This is a genomic window from Phenylobacterium montanum (genome assembly GCF_018135625.1).
Lineage (GTDB): Bacteria > Pseudomonadota > Alphaproteobacteria > Caulobacterales > Caulobacteraceae > Poindextera > Poindextera montana.
The window spans coordinates 2,330,469-2,352,140 of the sequence record NZ_CP073078.1 but is presented as its reverse complement, the minus strand read 5'-3'; the positions used below and the strand labels follow the sequence as shown (position 1 = coordinate 2,352,140).

Below are 21,672 nucleotides of genomic sequence, written 5' to 3'. Positions count from 1 at the left end.
GTCAAAGCACCGCGCTCAAGCCGCCGTCGACCGGGATCGAGGCGCCGCTGACGAAGCTGGCGCGATCCGAAGCCAGCCACACGGCGACGTCGGCGATCTCGCTGGGCATGCCGCTGCGGCGCAATGGCGTGCGCTGCACCATGCCCGCCATCGCCTCCCTGAAGTTCGGGCCCTGAATGCTCGCCAGTTCCGTGTCGATCACGCCGGGGCAAATGGCGTTGACGCGTATGGCTTGCGGACCCAGGGCGTCGGCCATCGAGGCCGCCATCAGGCGAAGCGCCGCCTTGGTCGAGGAATAGACCGGCGTCGCCGCTGCGCCGCGTATGCCGCCCATGCTGGACATCAGGATGATGCTGCCGGCCTTGCCGAGCCGGACCATCTGGCGAGCGCCCGCCTGCGCGGTGAAGAAGGCGCCGTCGATATTGACAGCCACAATCCGGCGATAGGCATCCTCCGACAGGGCGAGCAGGTCTTCGACCAGCGCGACGCCGGCGTTGCACACCACCACGTCCGCCCCGCCAGCCGCCTCGGCCTGGCCGAGCGCCGCCTCGACCGAGCGGCGGTTGCTCACGTCCACCTCGGCAAAGAGCGCGTCGGCGCCGGCCTGCCGCACCAGTTCGTGCGTCGAGGCGCCGCCTTCCCGCGGGCTTTCGCGGAGGTCGGCATTGATCACCAGGCGGGCGCCGGCCTGCGCGGCCGCCAGGCAGATGGCCCTGCCGATCCCGCTAGATCCGCCGGTCACGAACACGATTTTTTCCGCAAGCAACCGCACCTAGCCCTCCCGTTGCTTATTGTGTTCAGGCTCGCGCCGCGGCGGGCGACTGCGCTTGTTCAGGGTTGCGCAGCGCCGCTTCGATGTCGCCGGCGGCCGCAATCACTATGGCGCTGAGGCGGCGGATCTGGGAGGCGTCGGTGGTGCTGTCTCGCACGACAAAGCTGAGGCTTCCCAGCGCGTGGCGATCGTCCTTGAGGATGGGCGCGGCGATCCCGACGCGGTCGCGGTCAACCTCCTGACGGGTGACGACGGCGCCGGCCTTGCGCAGGGCGGCCAGGTTCGTGCGGAAGGTCGGCCAATCCTCGCCGAGGCCCGCCGCGGCGATTTCGCCGGCATGTTCCTCCTGCAGCCGCCGCAATGCACGGTGCGGAAGATTGGCCAGGATCGCTTTCGAGGTCGCTCCGCGGAACAAGGGCATCGGCCGGCCCCGCTCATAGCTTACGAGCGATTGCGGGCCTTCGCTGAACACGTTGAAGACGCAGAGCACTCGATCGCCGAAATAGCGGCAGAGCAACACCGCAGAGCCAGGCGGGGCGTAGCCGACCAGATCCTGCATCACCGGCCTGGCCGCGGTCAGCAGCGGGTCCGTCAGTTGGATCTGCCGGTCCCACTGGCTGATGCTGGGACCCAGGGTGTAGCGCCCTGTGGCGATGGTGGTCACCAGACCGGCTTCGCCCAGCAGGGCGAAGTATCGATAGGCGCTGCTGAGCGAGACGCTCAGCACGTCGGCGGCTTCTTCCGCGGTCCACACGGGCCGCTCGATCGAGAACAGCCCAAGCACGGCCAGCATTTTCTCCGGGGCAGACATCTGGGATCAGGCCTCCGCCTCTGCGACGATAGGATTCGTCAACACGCCGACTTTGGAAATCTCGATCTCGACGACGTCTCCCGGCATGAGGTACGACGGCGGCTGGCGTTTGGCTCCGACGCCGCCAGGCGTGCCGGTCAGGATTACGTCGCCCGGCTCCAGCTGCGTAAAGCTGGAACAATAGGAAATCAGCTCGGCGATCGGAAAAATCATCTCGCCAAGGCGCGCATCCTGCTTGATGACGCCGTTGACCTTGGTGGTCAATCTGAGTTCGTCGAGGTCGCCGAGTTCATCCGGGGTCACCAAGACGGGGCCGAAGGCGCCCGTGCCCGGGAAGTTCTTGCCCGGCGTGAACTGATGCGTGTGGAATTGCCAGTCTCGCACGGTGGCGTCGTTATAGCAGGCATACCCGGCCACGTGACGCATGGCGCGATCTGCGGGGATATATCGCCCAGCTTCGCCGATCACGACCGCCAGTTCGCCCTCATAGTCCAGATTTTCCGACACATGCGGACGAGTGATGGGGGTCAGGTGGCCGATCTGGCTGTTTGAGAACCTGACGAATATCGCGGGATGCTTCGCCTCTGGGCGGCCCGTCTCGCGGCGGTGATCCTCGTAGTTCAATCCGACGCAGATGATCTTGTCGGGATTGGGCACGGGAGGGCGCCAGGCGATTTCGGCCAGGGGGATGTGTCGCGCCGACGGCGCGGCGGCGGCGACGTCATCATAGCCGCGGCCGGCGATCATCGCCCGCAGGTCTGCAAAGCGGTTCGCCAACACAGTCCCGACATCGAGCGCATGCGTCTCGGCGACCAAGCCCCAACTGGATGTGCTTCCGTATTTGAAACTGGCCAGACGCATTCAGCTCCCCGTCACCCGTGATGCTGGTGGGTTGAGCCTATTGAGTAGCAGGCCTGCGATCTGGGTCAAACCAAAAACGACAAAAATAGCGTATTCTAGGAAAATTGAAAAAATAGGTTGACGATAATCCAGATTTCTGCGACTAACGACGAGGAGCGGCCGGGAGAGTCCGCTTACCGAAAGGGGGAGGGCGCATGGGCGACCTTTTGCAGGGCGAGCGCTGGTCCGGCTGCTATTTCGACGGTGAATGGCGCAAATCGCCGACTGTCCTGGCGGTCACTGAGCCGGCCTCCGGCCGGGGGCTCGGCGACATAGGCGTCGCGCCCGCCGAACGGGTCGCGTCCGTCGCCGAGCACGCCGCCCAGGCCCAGGCGGATTGGGGGACCTGGTCAGCGGATCGGCGGGGCGAGATCCTGCACGCCGCGGCGGACTCGCTGCGGCAGAATGCGCCTGAGATCCTTTCCTGGCTGGGGCGCGAGACCGGCGGCGTGGTCGCCAAATGTCAGTTCGAACTCCAGGGCGCCGGACAGGAGCTCCGTCATTCGGCGGCAGTGGCTCTGGAGCCGCCTGGCGTAGTGCTTCCGTCTCCCGATGGCGATCGGCTCAGCATGGCGCAGCGTACGCCGCTGGGCGTGGTCGGCGTCATCACACCCTGGAATTTTCCGCTCCTGCTGGCCATGCGTTCGGTCGCGCCCGCTCTGGCGCTCGGCAACGCCGTGGTGCTCAAGCCCGATCCGCACACACCCGTCACGGGCGGAGTTTTGTTGGCGCGGATCTTCGAAACGGCCGGCCTGCCTCCGGGCGTCCTGAGCGTTCTGCCGGGCGGCGCCGAGGTCGGCGAGGCGCTGTTGGCTGCGCCGGCGGTTCGCATGGTTACGTTCACCGGATCGACCGCGGTGGGCCGACGCGTGGGCGAACTCGGCGGGCGGGCCTTGAAGAAGGTTGCGCTCGAACTTGGCGGCAAAAGCCCCCTGATCATTCTGGATGATTGCGACCTGGACCTGGCCGCCTCGGCCGGAGCGTTCGCTTCGTTCTTCCATCAAGGCCAGATCTGCATGGCCGCCGGACGCCATGTGGTGCTGCGGTCGGTGGCGGACGCCTATGTCGAGCGGCTCGCGGCGCGGGCTCGGCGGCTGAAGCTGGGCGATCCCCTCGATCCGCAGACCGCGATCGGCCCGATCATCAACGAGCGGCAGCTCCACAAGATCGACAACATCATCCGCGAGGCCGCCGCCGCCGGGGCCACCGTTGTCGCCGGCGGGGCTCCGGAAGGCCGCTTCTATCGGCCGACGGTCCTGGCTGGCGTGCGCCCGGATATGCGCGCCTATCAGGAAGAGATCTTCGGGCCGGTGGCGGTCGTGGTGATCGCCGAGGACGACGATCATGCGGTCGCCATAGCCAATGACACCGAATATGGCCTCGCCGCGGCCGTCCAGACCGGCTCCTTGGATCGCGGTTTGCGCATGGCGCGGCGTCTCCGGGCGGGCCAGGTCCACGTCAACGACCAGACGGTCAACGACCGCGCCGAAATACCCATGGGCGGCATGAAGCAGTCGGGCAACGGCTCGCGCTTTGGCAGCCTGACCGCATGGGACGAGTTCACCGAATGGCAGTGGACCACCCTGGGCGGGGCGCAGGTCGCCTACCCATTCTAGTGGTGAGAATCTAACCGGCAGAACCCACTAGGAGCCATTGCCGGCGAAAGCAAGCCACCGCTTACGACGAACTTGAGGTCTTGATTTTGATCATAGACGGAGAATAGGCGTCATGAGGCCTTTCGGTGTCCTAATTGTTGACGATGATCTCATTCTAAACTTCGCCAACTGCGAAACCTTGAAGGATAGTGGATTCGATGTCGTCGGCGTCGACTGCGCCGCCGCTGCGTTGGACGCAGTGGACAGAGCCACGGGATGGTCAGCCCTGGTGACGGACATCGATTTAGGAATAGGCCCCGACGGCTTTGAGATCGCACGCAGAGCCCGGGCCGCCAACCCCCATCTGCATGTTGTTTACATCTCTGGAACGGCGGAGGCGCGCTTTCGATCTGAGGGCGTTGAGCGGTCGGAATTCCTCCGTAAGCCAGTTGGGCCTCCCGAAATCGTGGAGGCGCTCCGTCGTTTGTTCGCCGTGGAAAGAAGGCTAGCGGCGGGATCGCGTGAGCCTAAGCCTCAGCCAGCACCAGCCATGGCCGTCGGCTTCGCCGCGGCGGACTCAGTGTGATTTTGACCACTAGCCGGTCCGGATCGCGCCCGGACTGTCCGGCCGATCCGGCCTTAAACCATTAGTCCAAGAAAATCAGGGGGATGATGATGCCTGTGAAGAATATGACTCGCTGCGGCGCGGCGTTAAAGAAGCGCCTGTCGTTCAGCATATTGACCGGAGGGCTCGCCTGTCTCGTCACGTCTGCGGCCGCGGCCGCCGGGGCGGACTCCGGGCAGCCTCAATCCACAACCGCCCTGCAGGAGGTCGTGGTGACGGCGCGCCACTCGGGCGAGCGGCTGCAGGACGCGCCGGTGGCGATTTCCGCCCTGACTGGCCAGCAGCTCAGCAACCAGGGTGTCAGCAGCCTCGCCGATCTTTCCCGTAGTGTCCCCAGCGTCTCGCTCAATCAAAGCTTTGGCGGATATGGGAAGTCCGTAATCGCCTTCGTGCGGGGCGTAGGCCAGGGCGATTTCCTGCCGGCTTTCGAGCCGGGCGTCGGCTTCTATATCAATGACGTCTATCAGGGCACGATTTTCGGCTCGCTGGCCGATCTGAGCGACGTAGACCGTGTGGAAGTGCTGCGGGGGCCGCAGGGCACGCTGTTCGGCAAGAGCAACGAGGGCGGCGCCGTGCGCATCTTCACGCCCCAGCCGCGCGGGTCGGAGAGCGGTTACATCCAAGCCGGCTACGGCAGCTACAATCGGCGCATGGCCAAGGGCGCCTATGACGCTACGCTGATCCCGGACACCTTGTTCCTGCGGATTGCCGGCGGCGTCAATTCGATCGACGGCTATGTCGACCGCATCGACTACGCCTGCGCCCATCCTGCTACGGCGGGAACGATCAAGGCGACCAAGGTGGGCGACTGCAAGGTCGGGTCGGAGGGCGGCGATGACGCCAAGGTGGCGCGCGCGGACCTGCGCTGGATCGTCAGCCCTTCCCTGGAGATGACGTTCTCGGCGGACATGGACGACGATCGCGGCGAACCGTCGGCGGAAAAGTTGCTGGCCGTCAACACGGCGGCGACCGGCCTGACCGCCGCCAATTCCGGCTACGGCATCGCCTATGACAGCCGCTTCATCACCAACAACCTCAGCACCTATACCTCCTATACGGACCAGAAGACCGGCGTTTCGTTCCCGGCGGTCAACAACGTTTTTTCCTGGGGCGTATCCCATGCCCTGAATTGGCGGACGCCCTGGGGCGTTCAGGTCAAGAACACGCTAGCTTACCGAAAGTACAATGGGGAATTCACCGAAATTTGGAGCAACGCGCCGATCCAGGCGGACGACAATTATTTCAAGCCGGAGCACAATCAATTCAGCGAAGAACTGCAGGTCCTGGGGAAGGCGTTCCACAACCGGCTCGATTGGGTGACGGGTCTATACTATTACGACGCCCATACGGAGCTGAACGATTTCATCTATCTGCCCGAATTTTCATTCGCCTTCTATGGCAAGGACCCGGTTCACGATAGCGATAAGTCGATCTTCCTGCATGGCGTCTATCACCTGACCGACAAGCTGAACGTCGAGGCTGGCATTCGCCATACCTCCGAAGAAAAGCTCTACACCTTCAACCGCTATCTGACCTCGATCTTCGGCGCCGTGCCCGCCGGCGCGACCATCCCGGGTTTCGAGCACAATCCGCAATCGAAGGCATCGACCGACCGCAACGACTATCGTTTCTCGCTGCAATACAAGTTCACGCCGGACCTGATGGCCTATGTGCAATACGCCACCGGCTTCAAGGGCGGCGGCATCAACCCGCGGCCATCCGGCATCAGTGACGTCCACCCCTTCGCCGCGGAGGACCTGGTCTCCTACGAAGCGGGCGTGAAGAGCGAATGGTTCGAGCGGCGCCTGCGCGTCAATGTGGACGGCTACTTCAGTGACTACACCAACCTTCAGCTCAGCATCCCGGTGTTCAGCAACGGCGCCGCCGGCTCTACGGTGTCCAACGCTGGCAAGGTGCACATCAACGGCGCCGAGTTGGAGGTTCAGGCGGCGCCGATCAAAGGCATGCTGATCAACGCCTCTTATGACTATCTGAACTACGACATCATTGATCTCGGCGCCGCGGCCGGGCTCGCGGGCGGTCCGGCGAAGGGCGACCTGGCGCCATTCGTGCCGGAAACCAAATTCAACATCGGCGCCCAGCAGTCGTTCACCACGCCGATCGGTGTCATCACGCCGCGTCTGGACTGGACCTGGCAGTCCAAGACCTACAGCGATGCGGCCAATTCGCCCTTGACGCTACAGAAGGCCTACGGCGTCCTGGACGCGCACCTGTTGTTTGAAACCGCCGACCATAAGTGGAAGGCGAACCTTGAGGTCAAGAACCTGACGAACCAGGCCTATTATCTGAACAAATTCAGCCAGTACAACACCGCTGGGATGGTGGTCGGCCAGCCGGCGCGGCCCCGCACGGTGTTCCTCACCCTTCAACGTTCCTTCCAATGAACCACGTCGATCTGGGCCGCGCCGAGACAGGCCCGGCGCGGCCCGCCCGCGACCAGGGCGGGCGCAGATTCAACACCTATGAAAACCGGCTGCTGCTGGTGCTCAGCCTGGGCGGGGGCGTGGCTGCGCTCGACGCCCAGGCCCTGTTCTACCTGTCGCCGTTCGTGGCCAAGGATCTGCGCCTGAACAACGCAGAGATCGGCATGCTCTCGTCCGCGGTGCTGGTCACCTGGTCGATCGCCGCCTATTTGATCGGCGGACTTTCCGATCGGACCGGGCGGCGCAAGCCCTACCTGATCCTGGCCTACGCCCTGTTCGCCGTGTGCTCGTTCCTGAGCGGGTTGGCCAGGAATTTCGCCACGCTCCTGTTGGCGCGCCTTACCGTGGGTTTGGCGGAAGGTCCAGTCATCCCGCTCTCGCAGTCAATCATGGCGGCGAATTCAACGCCGTCGCGCCGCGGATTCAACATGGGTGTCGTGCAGAATTTCGGCGCCCAACTGTTTGGCTCCCTGCTTGGTCCCATCCTGGTGGTTGGGCTGGCGACGACACTGAACTGGCGCGCCGCGTTCTTTCTGGCCGGGTTGCCCGGATTGGTCATCGCAGCCTCGCTGCTCGTCATCTTGAAAGAGCCTGCGGCCGCGTCGCCAACCCAACCGGATGGCCGAAACGATATATTGAAAATTCTGTCGGTTAGAAATGTTTGGATTTGCTGTATTGTTGCCGGCGCAATGATTGGCTGGTTCGTGTTGCTGTTGAGCTTTTTGCCTCTATACCTAGTAAATTTTCTTCATCTATCACCTCGAATGATGAGCTTCGCCATGGCGACGATTGGGGCGGCGGGGGCTGTCTCGGCGGTCTTGGTCCCGATGCTTTCCGATCGTTTCGGGCGTAGACCCACAATTGTGCTGTTCGGTGTTTTGGGCGCAATAGCGCCATTGGCCGCCTTGGCGCGTCCGGATGCTCCGGTGATGATCGGGCTGATCTTTTTCGGATGCTTGGCGCTCGGGATGTTTCCCCTCTTTATGGGGACCGTGCCGCAGGAAAGCGTTGGCGTCAGCAGAGCCGCGCGATCGACAGCGCTCGTCATGGGCCTGGGCCAGTGCATTGGCGGTTTTGTCGGCCCGTCGCTGGCCGGCGCGGCGGCAGACTATTTCAGCCTCAAAGCGCCACTAGTGATCGCCATTTTTCTGGCTATCATTGGTGGCGTCACAGCCTTGCTACTCAATGAAACGGCGCCAGTCGCCGCTAAAATAAGTCTCGGCCAAAATAACTCACGCGGATAGATCAAAGACCAGACCGGGTTCTGCTTGCGCATTGCCTTGGCGAAGAGTGCGATGCCTCAGAGCCCGTTTTGAAAATCACGGATGAGCGCTTTTGCGCCTGGGAACACTGGATTGAGGAAAAGTGGATACCGGCTTTCCGCGCGCAACCCGCTCCAACTTTTGAAGCGATGAGCGCGATTCATTATTAGAGATCAGCCAATGCCGATCTCATGTTCTAACGGCCCGACTGCACCACCGCATAAAAGAGGGCGCCGGCCCGAGCCATTCAGGCTCGGCCGGCGCAAGGCGGGAGGGGTAGGACAAAAACACCGCTATCTGTCGCACTGCCCGCCGGCTCCAAAACCCCTTCCAGAGCCGGTCGGACTCTGTGTCTGAATCAGAAATGGTAACTGAGGGCGACGCCATACATGCGGGGTTGCCCATAGACCGGCTCCAGCACGCCGAACGGGTTGGAAAGATCGGTCGAGGTCAGGCTGTATTTCTCATCGGCGACGTTGCGAATGAACAGGCCCGCCTTCCAGCCCTGGTGGGCCTCGTAATCAATGCTGAAGTTGTGCACCCAGTACGGATCCTGCTGGATGTACGGGTCGTTGGTGGTGTCGAACCAAGTGTGGCTGCGGTAGTTCGAGTTCCATCGGATCGCAACGTCGTCGCCGCTCGCCAGATCGATCTTGTAGGCGATGGTGCCGGAGAAGGTGAACTTCGGCGCATTGGCCAACGTTTTGCCGTTCAGCGAGGTGGCCCCCGAGAAGAGCGGCAGGCCGGCCTCGTCAAGGCGCGCCTCCAGCCACGCGGGCTCCAGGTCGATGGTCAGGCCATGAATCGGCACGGCCACCACCTGGATCTCGACGCCAGAGGTGTGCGCCTTCTTTGCATTGGTCAGCAACTGGGTGGTGCTGACGATGGTCTGGCCCGTGCCGGTGGTCAGCGTCTGCGGGACGGCCGCGAAGATCTGCTCGTTTTTGTAGTCGTTGTAGAAGATCGCGGAGTTGAGCTTCAGGCGGCGGTCGAAAAGTGTCGTCTTCAGACCAACTTCATAGGCGGTCACCGTTTCAGGCTTGATCGGCGTCAGCTGGAAGAGCGCCTGCTGCGGGTCGTTGCTGAGGAAGCTGCCGTTGAAGCCCCCGCTCTTGAATCCGGTGGAGGCGCTGGCGTAGCCCTGGACCTGGGGCGTGAAGTGATACTTCAGGGCAAACCGCCAGGTCACGTTCGAATTGGTCTGCGACTGGCGCGAACTGATGAAGCTCTGCAAGGGGCCGTAGTGGCCCCGTCCGCCGTCCTGGTACTGGGTGGAACCGTTGTAGTCGAAGGTCTTCTTTTCCCAGGTGTAACGCGCGCCCATGGTCAGGGTGAGCTTGTCCCAGGTATAGTCACCCTGGCCAAACAGCGCGGCGCTGTCGATGACCTGTTTGCTGCGGTCGTAGGAGCGCTGTGCGATGCCGTCGAAATTGCCCGGGCCCGCCGGGACGCCGAACGCGCCGAACAGGTCACCGTCCCCAAACAGGTCGAGGGGCTGATCCTGGCGCAGGTCCTCGTGCAAGTAGAAACCGCCGAAGACCCAGTTGAAGGCGTCGGAATTGTGCGCGAGGCGGACTTCCTGCGTATAGGTGTCGGATTTCACCCCGTAGGTGGCGTTAAGCAGGTTGTTCGGACTGGCGTCCGTTTCTTCTGGGTGGAACTTCTTGTCGTACTGATAAGAGGTGATCGAGGTCAGCGTCGCGGGACCCAGATTGTAGTCGACACGGAACTGATTAATCGAGGCGAAGTTCGTCAGGTCCTGCAGCCGGTTGAACGATCCCGACCGCTGTGACGAGGTGCCGAAGCCGAAGAGGTCGACGCAGCCGCCGGCCATCGCCTGCGCCGGCGTGCAGAAGGTGGGCGAAGCATCGCCCTGCGTGCCCGGCACGTAGACGCCGATGTGGCCATAGGGCTCCGGACGATTGCGGACCCAGCCATTGGTGGTCTCGAAATAGACCTTCAGATTGTCGTTCGGCTGATACTGTAGCTGCAGCCGGGCTGCCTGGTTGTCGACGTTGTCGATCGGGCTTCCACCGGTATAGGCGTTCTTCACGTAGCCGTCGGAGTGGTTCACGACCAGCGCCGCGCGGGCGGAGAGGTTGTCGGTGATCGGTCCGCCGACGGCGCCTTCGATCTGCAACGTGTTGTATTTGCCGTACTCCAGATAGAGATCGCCGGTGTAGTGGCCGGTGGGGCGGTTGGAAGTGAAGACAACCGCACCGCCGCTCGTATTGCGGCCGTAGAGGGTGCCCTGCGGCCCTTTCAGCACCTGCACTTGCCCCAGGTCAAACAGGGCGAAGGACTGGGCTGACGGCGCGCTGATATAGACGTCGTCGACATACACGCCGTTCGGTCCGGCATTGTTGGTGTCGAAGTCGTTAAGGCCAATACCGCGGATGGTGATGAGCGGCTGGTTGCCCTCGCCGATCGGGCTGATGATCGTCACGTTCGGGGTGATCTGGCCGAGGTCCTGCGTGCCCTTCACCCCCGCCGCCCTCAGGTCGTTACTAGACAGAGCCTGCACGGAGACCGGCACTTCCTGAAGGTTCTGGCTACGGCGCTGGGCGGTGACCACCACCTCCTGCACCTGGGTTGGGGCGCCTTGCGCCGGCTGCTGGTCGGCCGCGTGAGCTAACCCGACGCCTCCCAGCAACGCCGCGGCGCCCGCCGCCGCAAACAGCGCGGCCCGACGGCCGGCAAATCCTTCAGTGATTATCATCTCGCAGGTCTCCCCCAGATCTGGCGTCCGAAGCCGCCCTTTGCGACGCGGATTTCGACGTTCGCCGAATTCACCCGCTCATCAGTGCGCAGAATCCCGATAAAGACAACAGAATCTGCGCGCTGAGAGGCGATATGATACGAGATGTATCGAATTTACAATATGGAGCTGCAATTCGAGGCGCCGTGACTGATTTCCAATTTTCCCAGCAAAAACAGCTATAAGGGCTGCGGCTTGGCCGAGGTCCGCTTCCAACAAACCGTCAAAATTCGACTTGTGGTCGGCGAAACGCGCGCCGAGATGGATTCCCCGCGCCCTGAAAACGTCACCGCCCTGGAGAGTGTCCCGAGAGGCCGGCTCTAGGCCGCCGGCTTCAACACCACTGGGAAGGTCTCAAGTTGAGACATGGCGAGATTGTCCAACCACCGCTCAGCGCCCGGTACGGGACGCACCTCGATGCCGGTTTCCAGCACCGCCTCCAGGAGCGAGCGTGCGATCACTAGTGCGGAGAAGCGGCCGGGGCAGAGATGTGCGCCGCCGCCGAACGTCGTGGCGCCCTGTTGCGAGCGCTTCAGGTCGAATATGTGGGGATCCTTGAAGGCCTCGGGGTCGTGGTTGGCTGCGCCCCACATCAAAAGGACCCGCGTACCCTTCGGGACGATGGTGTCCTCGTAGTGCAGATCCTCGGAGATTATGCGGTTGAGGTGGATGACCGGCGATTCGATCCGGAGCGCCTCACCTACCGCGGCCGCCGCCCTGGTGGGATCGCGCCGCACTTCGTCGAGCGCTTCCGGATGTTGCAGCAGAACATGGAGAGAGTTGGCGGCGGCGAGCGCGGCGGTGTGGAAGCCATCGAAAAGATTGCCAGCCAGGAAGGCGCCGATAGTCTTGGGCACAAGGCCGCCGTAGCGCGGGTCGTCCTGAATGTCGATCACGGCCAGATCCTCGGCCATGCAGTTGACGAACGGACAGCCGCCCTTCTCCTGGGCCCGCCTACCCGCCTCCTCAACGATTACCCTATATGCCTTGGCCGCTTCGTTGGCGGCGAACTGAGACTCCGGAGACCGCTTGAGGCTGAGCATTGGTGACATGCGGCGGGCCTGAATCGCAGCTCCCACCGCCTCAACATCGGACATGTCCATCAGGGAGCCCCAGTAACGGCCGGTCAGCGGCTCGGCGATGTCGCGGACAAGGTCGACAGGCGTGTCGGACGGCAGACCTCTTAGGATTGAGACGGCGATCGCACGAGTCCGCTCGGCATGAGATGCCGCCGGCTTGGGGCCGATCTGTTTCAGCAGGACGCGGCGCAGCGCCGGATTAAGCGGCGCGTTGGTAGTGAACAGTTGGTTCTTGATGAGGTCGGCGATGGCGAAGCCAGCCGGAGCCGCGGCGTCAGGCCCGTCAAAGGCGCCCGGAAACAGCACCGCCGGCGCCAGCGCCGCCAGCTGCGGCATCGACCCCATCGCCCGGACATCTGCGTGGCGAAACACCGCAAGGGAACCGTCATCGCTGCGCAGGAAGCGGGGCGCGCCGGGGGCATAGGCGCGGGCGTAGAAGCCCTGTAAGCTTTCGCGCCCTCCAACGTAACCGTAGTCCTCGAGCGTCGACAGCGACTGGACTGTGATCACCCTAGCTTCGGGTGGCGCAGTGGACGTGGACATCAAACGGCTCCCTGGCTCCTCCGCCTTAAGACGCCGGATCGCCGATCCCCCGGCCAAGGGGCCGGATTTTCGTAGGCGGCACGACTTTGGCCGAGCCTGGGGCGAACCGGATAACTGCGTTAAGGGGTGACCTTCAGGCTTGTGAGCCATAAATAGGATATTTGTCGAGTACAAAAATTCATCCGCAGATCCAGCGCCACGTCCGTCGGGATGACGCACGGAGCGGGCGCTGTGTGGAGTGGCATAATTCGTCAATCATTGACTTGGAGCCGTGGGAGCCCGAGTCTTGTGCGTCGCGCAGGTCTCCGCGATACAACGTCATCGAGGCCGACAAGGGAAGATGCAGGGGCAGATGGCCAGGGCCGCCGAAGAAACCGCCGCGCCCACCGTTGGATCGGCGCGAAAGCCCGCGCAGAAGCGCAGCCTCATCCGCGTCAACGCCCTGCTCGATGCGGCGGACGCCCTGCTTCAGGACCGGGAGATCAGCGACATCGGCCTCTACGATGTCGCCAACGCCGCCAAGGTGCCGCCGACCTCCGCCTACCACTTCTTCCCGACCAAGGAGTCGGTCTTCCTCGCCCTCGCCGAGCGATACCTGCACAAGATGCATGAGGCGCTGAATGCGCCACTCGACCTCGAAGCGATCGAACGATGGCAGGATTTTGTCACGGCCCGCTATTGGCGGGTGGTCGAGTATTTCAATGCCAGCTTGGCAGCCCGAAAGCTGTTCATGGGCACGGCGCTACAATCCGACATCCGCAAACTTGATTTCCAGGACATGGACTCCTCGGCGGCTGGCACTTACCGGTTGATGGATCGCTACTTCGTCATGCCCTACGTCCGCGATCCGGCCTTCAAGTCCGCTGTCGGCTATGCGATCCACGACGGGATTTGGGCCGTTTCCTTCGCCAAGCACGGTTACATCACGCCCGAATACGCAAGAGAGGGCATCCGAGCCACGCTCGCCTACATGTCGACGTACCTGCCGGACACGATCGCCTTGCGCGCGCCGCAGTCGCAATCGGACCCCGGAAGCCACCCGGCCCAGCCTGAACAAATGCCCGTACGACGCCGACGAGCCCGTGCTCGCCAGCCGGCCTGACGCTGAGCCTTCGCGTTACTTCGCGTATCCTGAATTGCCGATGCGGCGATGGAAGTCCGCCCATTCCTCCGGCGTCAGCAGCCGCGGCTCGCCGATGGCCAGGGAATGGATGTAGTGGCGGCAGGAGATTTCCAGCCTGTGGGCGCCCTTGACCGCCGCATCCAGGTGTTTGCCGCGGGCGGTGGCGCCGTGGTTGCCCATCAGGCAGGCGGTGCGGGCGCGCAAGGCCAGGGCCACGTCGCGCGCCAGCTCTTCGCTGCCGAAGGTGTTGTAGGGCACACAGGGCACGTCATCGCCGCCGAACACCCCGACCATGTAGTGAAAGCCCGGCAGCGGCTTGCAGTGGCAGGCCACGGCCACGCAGTAGTCCGAGTGGGTATGGACAATGGCGTTGGTGTCGGCGTTCTCACGATAGACGCGCGCGTGCAGCTGCCATTCGCTTGAGGGCCGCCGACCCGCTTCCCAGCCGCCATCGGGGCCGACATATACAAGGCTGTCTTCGGTGATGGTGTCGCCGCTGGCGCCGGTCGGCGAGATCAGCATCCCCTCGCCGAATCGCACGCTAATATTGCCCGAGGAAAGCTCGGTCAGGCCAAGGCCCACGACCTCCTTGTAGGCCTGCACCAGTTCGGTGCGCGCCGCCGCTTCCGATCCCGTCGTCATCCTGGCCTCTCCCGCCTATCCGTGCTCGGCTTCGCGCAGGCGATCCAGCGCCGTGAAGAAGAAGAGCGTGTCGCCCATGCCGCCGGGCTTCAGGACGAACGATGTCGGTCGCGCACCGGGCGCGTGACAATAGCCCCCCAGCAGCTCGTCGTATCCGCCGACTTCGAGCCGGCCTACATCCAGGGCGTTGAGGATGGCGCCGGACGTCTCGCCGCCGGCGATCACGAACTTGCCGACGCCCAGCTCGCGCAAGCGGGCGGCCACTTGGCCGAGCAGCCGATCGGCCCGCTCCGAAGCGCCCTCGTGGCCGAAGGCGGCCTGGGCCGCCGCGACGCCGTCCTTGTCCGTGGTGGTGGCGATGGCTACCGGTCCGGCGGCGAGCCGCTCGGCGGCCCAGCCGACGATAGCATCCGCCATCCCTGGCGTGTCACCGTCCCGGGCCAGGTCGACCTGCCAGACGGGATGCGTCTTGGCGAAGGCGTCAAGCTGCAGTTGGGTCGCCTGGCCGCAGCTGCCCGCAATCACCGCCTCGTGTCCCGACGCGGGGGGCAGCAGCCGACGGCCGCTGCCCGGTTGTGGCGCGGCCTCACCTCGGCGGTCCCGTAGAATGGCCGGCGGCAGGGAGTCGGCGCCAGTGACAAACTTCCAGTCGCGCGAAAGGGCCGCGATGGTGGCTACGTCCGCCTCGTCAATGGCGTCCATCACCCAGAAGGGAATGTCCGACTGGACCTCGAGCCGCGCCGAGACCGCGGCTGCGCCTTGCGCCAGCATCCGATGGTCGACGAGACCGACTGGCCAGGTTGTCTGTCCGCGCAGCTTGGCCACCACGTTGGAGGTTGTCGCCGGGGTCATCGGGTCAAAGCGCTTGGGCGTTTCCGAAATCAGCATCGGGCCGGCGAACATATGCCCCTGGTAGAGGGTGACACCTAGGTCCACATACGCCGGACAGAACAGCGTCCGCGCCGCTCCGGTCACCGCCGTAAGCGCCTCGGCCACCGGCCCGATATTGCCCCGGTCCGTTGAATCGAAGAGCGCGCTGTACTTGTAAAAGATCGTCCGTGCGCCGCGGCGCGCGAAGGCCGCTGCGGCCGCCCGCGCCTCCTTCTGCGCAGCCTCGGCTGGAATGAGGCGCATCTTCCGCGCCAGGACAACCGCTTGAAGGTCACCAGGAAGTGCATCGAGCTGGGCGACGTTAGTGACCAGCGGGCAGACGACGCCGGCCGCCTCCAGCTTGGCGGCGACGATCATGCCGCCAGTGAGGTCGTCCGCCAGGACCGCCAGCTCAAGCACCTTCGATGCCCTCCCTCATTGCCAGGCCCGCACTCGGCGTCAACCTTCGTAAGCTCGGTAGGCCAAAACGCATAAATCGACAAGCATCTAATCTCATCGACAAATTTTGCGCCACGCGGGCCGCGTGTGCGCCTGAAAATAGACAGTTGCCGAATATCGGGTTGAACTGGGCGAGATGCGCTGTTAGCGTCACCCCTCACCTTGAGGCGAGGAAGCATGTCGGACGCTCTACATTCACAGGATTGGGCCTGGCGCGCGCGCGCAAAGGCTGTGCTGCCAAATGGCATGTATGGACATCTGTCGACTCAGATGCTTCCCGAAGCTTACCCGCAGTTCTTCTCCCGCGCCGAGGGTGCGATGATCTGGGACGTCGATGGCGTCGGCTACATCGACTACATGTGCGCCTTCGGGCCCAACCTCTTCGGCTATGGTGACCGCGAGATCGACGACGCCTACATCGCCCAACTGCGGGTCGGCGATGTGATGACCGGCCCCTCGCCCCATCTTGTGCGCCTCGCCGAGGCCATGGTCGACCAAGTGTCGCACGCCGAATGGGCGTTGTTCTGCAAGAACGGCACGGACGCCACCACCGCCGCGGTCATGGCCGCCCGCGCCGCCACTGGCCGCAGAGTGATCCTGCGTGCCCACGGCTCCTATCACGGCACTTCGCCATGGTGCACGCCCGTTCCGGCCGGCACGACGGAGGCCGAGCGCGGCCACCAGATCTGGTTCGACTACAACGACGTCGAGAGCCTGCGGGCGGCGGCGACCGAAGCCGGAAATGACCTGGCGGCCATCATCGGCACCCCCGTCAACCAGCATGCCTTCCTGAAGCAGCAGCTTCCGACCGCCGATTACGCTCGCGCCGCCCGGGCGATTTGCGATGCGTCAGGCGCCATGCTGATCACCGACGAGGTACGCAGCGGCTTCCGCGTTGTTGCGGACGGCATCTGGGACGACCTCGGCGCGCCGCCGGACCTGTCGGCCTGGGGCAAAGCGATCGCTAACGGCCACTGCATCTCGGTAGTCCTGGGTGGCGCGCGGGCGCGGTACGGCATCGAATCCGTCTTCGTGACCGGCTCCTTCTGGTTTGCGTCAGCGCCCATGGCCGCCGGTCTGGTGGTGATGGAGCGGATCAAGGAAGGCGGCTATCTCAAGACCATCACCGAAACCGGCAATCGCCTGCGCACTGGACTGGATGAGGTGGCTGCTCGCCACGGCGTCGGCTTCGAACAGTCCGGCCCGGTGACGATGCCGCTTATGACCTTCACGGACGATCCCGATTTCCGCGCCGGCTTCTTCTGGTGCGCGGAGATGCTGAAAGAAGGCGTCTACCTGCATCCCTGGCACAACATGTTCCTCAACACCGCCATGACCGACGAGCACATCGAGATCACGCTCAAGGCGGCGGACAAGGCCTTCGCTGCTCTGAACGCTGCACGGCTGACGCTCGGCCCCAACGAACGGCTGCTCGCCGCAGCCGCCAACCGCTGAGGCGACGCGGCAGCCAACGGAAAGAGGCGGACATGGCGCCCGAAAGAGATTTTGCGGCCGATTTGACCTTGTCTGGCATCGTGCAGGAAATGATGACGCCAGATGGTCTCGCGGCGCCGCAATCGACTGCGCCGATTTCCACCGCCGCCGTCGTAGCCACCGTCGCCCTGGGTTGCATCGGCCTTCTGTTACTGGGAATCCAGCCCGTCGTCCTGGGCGCCCTGCAGAGGGCCGGACGGCTCTCGCTCCCGGCGATGGGGCAGGCCGCTATGGTCGAAACTTTGGCCCTGGGGGCCGTGTCGGCATGGATGGCGGCCCGGATTCCCCATCAGAGGCTGCGGCTTTGGGGGCTGGGGGGCGCCCTCCTGCTGGCGCTGGGCAACGGCGCCGGCCTGTTCGCCAGTGGCCTGGCCTTCGTCCTAAGCCGAGCGCTGTGCGGTGTGGCCGGCGGGGTGTTGGTCTGGCTGGCCACCGGCCTGATCACGCGGCGCCAGGACGCCAGCCGGATCAACGCCATCTTCCTAGGCTCTCAAGCGGTCAGCCAGGGCTCTGTGGCAGCACTCATTCCGATCACCGTCGGCCCCTCGCTTGGGGCCAATAGTGGCCTTTGGATCATCGGCGGAGCGGCCGCCCTTGCCCTCCCGCTGCTGCTGCTGGTTCCGCGCCAGTTGCCGGAGTTGCCGCCGGAGGTTCGGAACGCCACAAGCCTCCAGCTCTCCAGCATGTCGGGCCTGGCCGCCATCGTCCTTATGATGGCGGGCATCGTTGGCCTGTGGGTCTATGTCGAACCCATTGCTCGCACCCATCACATCGCTGAAGGCCTTATCTCCTTGGGCATCGCCGCCTCCCTCGCCGTGCAGGTGATCGGGGCCGCCCTGATGGTTGGCATCGGCCACCGGATCAAACCAGTGGCGGGCCTGATGACCACGGCCATCGCCTTCCTTGTGGTTATCACGGCCTTTGCATGGCTGCCTTCCCAGGGCGTGTTCCTGGCCGCCACCATGGCGCTAGGCTTGATCTGGGTCGTAGCGCTGGTTCTGGCGCTTCCCCTGCTGCTCGCCGCCGATCCGGCGCGTCATGCGCCGATGTACAGCCCCGCGGCCGCCTTGTTGGGCAGCAGCCTTGGCCCCTTCGTCGCCGGGGCCTTCGCCACCGAGAGAAACATCGGTCCCGCCCTCATTGCCACCGCCGTCCTGTTCACTCTGGCGGCCGTGGCGGTAGTGGTCTCCGCCGTCTCCCGGCGCGCGGGCTAGCCGCGTCCGCGCCATGCTCAACCGGCATCCGAGGGAAATTTGATGCAACGCGCCCCGGCTGATCTTGGCGCACCGGCCGATCGACGCCACCCACCACTGTCCAAAAGCGCCGTCAGCTGGGCCTTCGTGGAATCCGGGCGCAGTTCCTATACCATCCTGATCGCTATCTACATCTTCGTGCCCTACCTGGCGTCGGTGCTGGTCAGCGATCCGGTCAAAGGCCAGGCGATCATCGCGAACCTCGGACAGGGAGCGGGCCTCGCCGCCGCCCTCATGGCGCCCCTTCTTGGTACGACCATCGATCACGTCGGCCGCCGCAAGCACCTGTTGGTGTGGGCCTCGCTGCTGTCCGTACCCCTGGGGGCCCTCCTGTGGCTGGCCAGGCCCGGCGGCCTGGATATCACCGCGACCGCCACCATCCTCGCCATCGTCGGGGTCACCTTCACCCTGGCGGAAGTGGTCCACAACTCGCTGCTGGTGCATGCGGCGCGGCGCGACGAATGGGCCCGCGCCTCGGGCCTATCGCTGACCTTGGGCAACGGCGCGGCGGTCGTCCTGATGATCATCGTGCTGTGGGCCTTCGTCCTGCCAGGCGCCGTCCACCTGCCCTTCGTCCCCGACAAGCCTCTGCTTGGTCTCAACGCCGCCCGTCACGAGCCGGAACGCTTCACCGGACCGCTCTGCGCGGTGATGATGGTGCTAAGCCTCATCCCCCTGATGCTCTTCACTCGGGACGCTCCGGCCAGTTCGCTGACCACGCGGCAGGCCATCCGCCAGGGCCTGGCCGACCTGCGCGGCATGCTGACCCTGCTCAAGGAAGCGCGCGAGGCGAGGAAATTCCTCATCGCCCGGATGATCTTCATGGACGCCATGGGCGGCGTCTTCGCCTTCACCGGCGTCTTCGCCGCGGGCGTCCTGGGTTGGGGCCCGACCCAGCTCCTGGTCGAGGGCATCGCTGGCAGCGTCTTCGCCGCCGTCGGCGGCCTGGTGGCCGGCTGGCTGGACCCTTGGCTGGGTTGCAAGCGCTCGCTGCTCTTCACCCTCTCCGGGTGCCTTCTCTGCATCATCGGTGAGATCGGCGTCGGCAAGGATCACATCTTCTTCATGGCCTATGACCCGGCCCTCAACGGCCGCCCCTGGCCGCTGCCCCTCTTCAACACCTGGCCCGAGTGGCTGTTCATCGCCTGCGATTTCGGGGTCGGCGTCTTTTCCGTCTCCGCGCTGGCGTCCAGCCGCACCTTCATGGCTGAGCTGGCCCCGCCCGGCCGAACTACTGCCTTCTTCGGCCTGTTCGCGCTTTCAGGACGCGCCACCGCCTGGCTGGCCCCGATGCTGGTGGGCGCCGCGACGCTCGGCTTCCATTCGCAGCAGATGGGCTACGTGCCCCTGGCGGGCCTGCTGCTGATTGGGTCGCTGATGCTGGCCCCGGTCCGTACACCGACCGAACACGTAGGCGCCGACCCCGCCGGCCTCGAAGCAGCGCCCATTCGCGAACCGACCACGGTCTGACCACCGGTTCCGCAACCGATACCCAGGCGAGAAAGCCATGGGCGCACAGATGGTCTTTCAGTAACACCGGCGCCAAAACGTGATGCTAGAAAAGCTGTCTTAGTTCAATAGCTTGCGCGACGCCCATCCCGCACCTGCAAGTCTCGGCAGCATAGCTATTTTGGCAATGGAGCCTGGAGCGTTCTGAAGCCTGCGACTGCTCAAGCCTCGTCGTCGCCCCCGCTATAGTCGCTCGCACCTATCACCTCGCCCCGAGGCCCTATGGGGTAACTGCCGAACGGCAAGATAAGATTGAAGGTAATCAAGGCCGACGCGCGTGGTGCCGAGGTCGCTCCGTGTGCTGGCTACGATGCAGCGTCGTGAGCGCCTGGAGCAGAATTGGCTTCATCCGCGCATATCCATCCCTGTTGGGATGAACACCGTCATTCGTCAGTTTGGATAGCATGGAACCGTCAGGTTCAGTCAGAACGGCATGATAATCAATGAAGGTGATCCGATTTTGTCTGGCAAATCGTGCAAGCCAGGCGTTCAATTCTGCGATGCGGGGTCGCGGCTGAACGGAGGGCCGCCAAGCAAACGCCGCGGCTGGCGGAATGCTGCCGATGACCACGCGTATTCCATTCGCTCGCGCCATTTCAACCATTGCCGTGATATTGTTCTCGTAGTTCTGAACGCTCGTCGGCCCAGTGTTCCCAGCGATGTCGTTGGTGCCTGCAAGGATGTGAACGATCTTCGGCTTGAGAGAAACGACATCGGCGTGAAACCGCAGCAACATCTGCGAGCTCGTCTGCCCGCCGATGCCGCGGTTCACAATTCCGTTGGAAAAAAAGCGAGGGTCTGCACTCGACCAAATCTCAGTTATGGAATCACCTAGGAAGACGACGTCGATCGGGCGAGCGGATGCTCGTACCATTGCATCATCCTCTGCGTAGCGACACAGGTTGGGCCAATCGCGCTTAGCCCGCTCAGCGTCCTGCTTTTGATATTCCACCATCTCGGGGCTAGCCGCGAGCGCCGCCGGGAACGCCGGATCCAAGGGCTGAGCTGGCTCCAGCATTCGGCTCATCATTTCCCCCAATCTGGGGGGGATCGGCACAGGCGCGACACATGGATTTTCGACCATGCCCAATGGGGCGACTGTCTGACCTGCGGCGGCCCCAACTCCGATGGTCACGCTCGCGAGGATCGACGCCACCAGCGCTCTCATCTGCTTTCCTCCTTATCTTGTGCAATCCGAGCTCATCGAACCGCTCAGCCGGTCAGGAACGTTCGCGGCCCCTCTCTCATATAAGAGCTCCCAATTCTGTCCGAGCGAGCTCTACGAGGTGTGAGAACCAAACGGCTATTTAAGAAAAGGCATTTCGGCTGAACAGGACTTTTTGATGTTCCCAGACATCAAGATTACCCGAGTGTTCTGGTAGTGCCTTTGCAAAAATCTCACAAGATCGGCCCCATCTAGTTTGGCCAGCATGTTCATGTCAGTGAAGATAAGGCAAATGCCGGATTTGTCTTTCAGTACATCCGGCGCGCTTGCAACGTCGCATGCCTCAATTACTGCGAAGCCAGCGTCCT

Annotated in this window: 17 protein-coding genes; 8 read left to right on the top strand and 9 right to left on the bottom strand. The window is 63.8% G+C overall.

Translation table 11 applies throughout. From position 1 onward, the window contains the following. Position 1 precedes the first annotated feature (1 nt). Genes KCG34_RS10525 through KCG34_RS10515 form a run of 3 tightly spaced genes read right to left on the bottom strand, consistent with a single transcriptional unit; the run spans position 2 to position 2,444 of the window. Positions 2-772 carry an SDR family NAD(P)-dependent oxidoreductase gene (locus tag KCG34_RS10525; RefSeq protein WP_211940308.1) on the bottom strand — a complete coding sequence of 257 codons (771 nt, stop codon included), beginning with the start codon at positions 770-772 and terminating at the stop codon, positions 2-4. A gap of 25 nt (positions 773-797) precedes the next feature. Then, positions 798-1,565, bottom strand: a complete 768-nt coding sequence (locus KCG34_RS10520) for an IclR family transcriptional regulator (protein ID WP_211940307.1) — start codon at positions 1,563-1,565, stop codon at positions 798-800. A gap of 24 nt (positions 1,566-1,589) precedes the next feature. Then, positions 1,590-2,444, bottom strand: a complete 855-nt coding sequence (locus tag KCG34_RS10515; protein WP_211940306.1) for a fumarylacetoacetate hydrolase family protein — start codon at positions 2,442-2,444, stop codon at positions 1,590-1,592. A 194-nt stretch (positions 2,445-2,638) separates the two neighbouring features. On the opposite strand from KCG34_RS10515, the gene KCG34_RS10510 reads away from it, so the two are divergent. The 4 genes from KCG34_RS10510 to KCG34_RS10495 all read left to right on the top strand — a co-directional run bounded on the left by KCG34_RS10510 (position 2,639) and on the right by KCG34_RS10495 (position 8,391). After that, positions 2,639-4,099, top strand: coding sequence for an aldehyde dehydrogenase family protein (locus KCG34_RS10510; RefSeq protein WP_211940305.1), 1,461 nt, complete (start codon positions 2,639-2,641; stop codon positions 4,097-4,099). Positions 4,100-4,211: 112 nt separating this feature from the next. Continuing rightward, positions 4,212-4,664: a response regulator gene (locus KCG34_RS10505; RefSeq protein ID WP_211940304.1), complete on the top strand. Its 453-nt coding sequence runs from the start codon at positions 4,212-4,214 to the stop codon at positions 4,662-4,664. 251 nt (positions 4,665-4,915) lie between these two features. Next, positions 4,916-7,108, top strand: a complete 2,193-nt coding sequence (locus KCG34_RS10500) for a TonB-dependent receptor (RefSeq protein WP_211940303.1) — start codon at positions 4,916-4,918, stop codon at positions 7,106-7,108. Beyond that, positions 7,105-8,391 carry an MFS transporter gene (locus KCG34_RS10495; protein ID WP_211940302.1) on the top strand — a complete coding sequence of 429 codons (1,287 nt, stop codon included), beginning with the start codon at positions 7,105-7,107 and terminating at the stop codon, positions 8,389-8,391. Before KCG34_RS10500 ends, KCG34_RS10495 begins: the two co-directional genes overlap by 4 nt. 376 nt (positions 8,392-8,767) lie before the next feature. Here KCG34_RS10495 and KCG34_RS10490 read toward each other — a convergent pair whose 3' ends face one another. Both KCG34_RS10490 and KCG34_RS10485 read right to left on the bottom strand, forming a co-directional pair. Then, the gene (locus KCG34_RS10490; RefSeq protein WP_211940301.1) at positions 8,768-11,128 is read right to left on the bottom strand and encodes a TonB-dependent receptor; all 2,361 of its coding nucleotides are present in this window, start codon (positions 11,126-11,128) and stop codon (positions 8,768-8,770) included. A 359-nt stretch (positions 11,129-11,487) separates the two neighbouring features. Further along, a complete protein-coding gene (locus KCG34_RS10485; RefSeq protein WP_211940300.1) occupies positions 11,488-12,789 on the bottom strand; it encodes a cytochrome P450 in 1,302 nt (433 codons plus the stop codon). A 352-nt stretch (positions 12,790-13,141) separates the two neighbouring features. On the opposite strand from KCG34_RS10485, the gene KCG34_RS10480 reads away from it, so the two are divergent. Continuing rightward, positions 13,142-13,891 (top strand): TetR/AcrR family transcriptional regulator, encoded by a 750-nt coding sequence (locus KCG34_RS10480; protein WP_211940299.1) that lies wholly within the window; start codon positions 13,142-13,144, stop codon positions 13,889-13,891. Between the two features lie 15 nt (positions 13,892-13,906). On the opposite strand, the gene KCG34_RS10475 is transcribed toward KCG34_RS10480, so the two are convergent. Beyond that, positions 13,907-14,554: a class II aldolase/adducin family protein gene (locus KCG34_RS10475; RefSeq protein ID WP_211940298.1), complete on the bottom strand. Its 648-nt coding sequence runs from the start codon at positions 14,552-14,554 to the stop codon at positions 13,907-13,909. A gap of 15 nt (positions 14,555-14,569) precedes the next feature. Further along, positions 14,570-15,802, bottom strand: coding sequence for a four-carbon acid sugar kinase family protein (locus tag KCG34_RS10470; protein WP_211940297.1), 1,233 nt, complete (start codon positions 15,800-15,802; stop codon positions 14,570-14,572). 258 nt (positions 15,803-16,060) lie between these two features. Here KCG34_RS10470 and KCG34_RS10465 point away from each other — a divergent pair, with 258 nt between their 5' ends. From KCG34_RS10465 to KCG34_RS10455, 3 genes are all read left to right on the top strand, one after another. Continuing rightward, positions 16,061-17,338, top strand: a complete 1,278-nt coding sequence (locus KCG34_RS10465) for an aminotransferase class III-fold pyridoxal phosphate-dependent enzyme (protein ID WP_211940296.1) — start codon at positions 16,061-16,063, stop codon at positions 17,336-17,338. Between the two features lie 68 nt (positions 17,339-17,406). Beyond that, positions 17,407-18,591: a hypothetical protein gene (locus KCG34_RS10460; RefSeq protein ID WP_211940295.1), complete on the top strand. Its 1,185-nt coding sequence runs from the start codon at positions 17,407-17,409 to the stop codon at positions 18,589-18,591. Positions 18,592-18,633: 42 nt separating this feature from the next. Next, positions 18,634-20,100 carry an MFS transporter gene (locus KCG34_RS10455; RefSeq protein WP_211940294.1) on the top strand — a complete coding sequence of 489 codons (1,467 nt, stop codon included), beginning with the start codon at positions 18,634-18,636 and terminating at the stop codon, positions 20,098-20,100. Between the two features lie 301 nt (positions 20,101-20,401). On the opposite strand, the gene KCG34_RS10450 is transcribed toward KCG34_RS10455, so the two are convergent. Both KCG34_RS10450 and KCG34_RS26135 read right to left on the bottom strand, forming a co-directional pair. Continuing rightward, positions 20,402-21,307, bottom strand: a complete 906-nt coding sequence (locus KCG34_RS10450; RefSeq protein ID WP_211940293.1) for an SGNH/GDSL hydrolase family protein — start codon at positions 21,305-21,307, stop codon at positions 20,402-20,404. Positions 21,308-21,442: 135 nt separating this feature from the next. Next, entirely contained in the window at positions 21,443-21,652 is a 210-nt protein-coding gene (locus tag KCG34_RS26135) for a hypothetical protein (protein ID WP_367576036.1), read from the bottom strand. Positions 21,653-21,672: the final 20 nt, after the last annotated feature.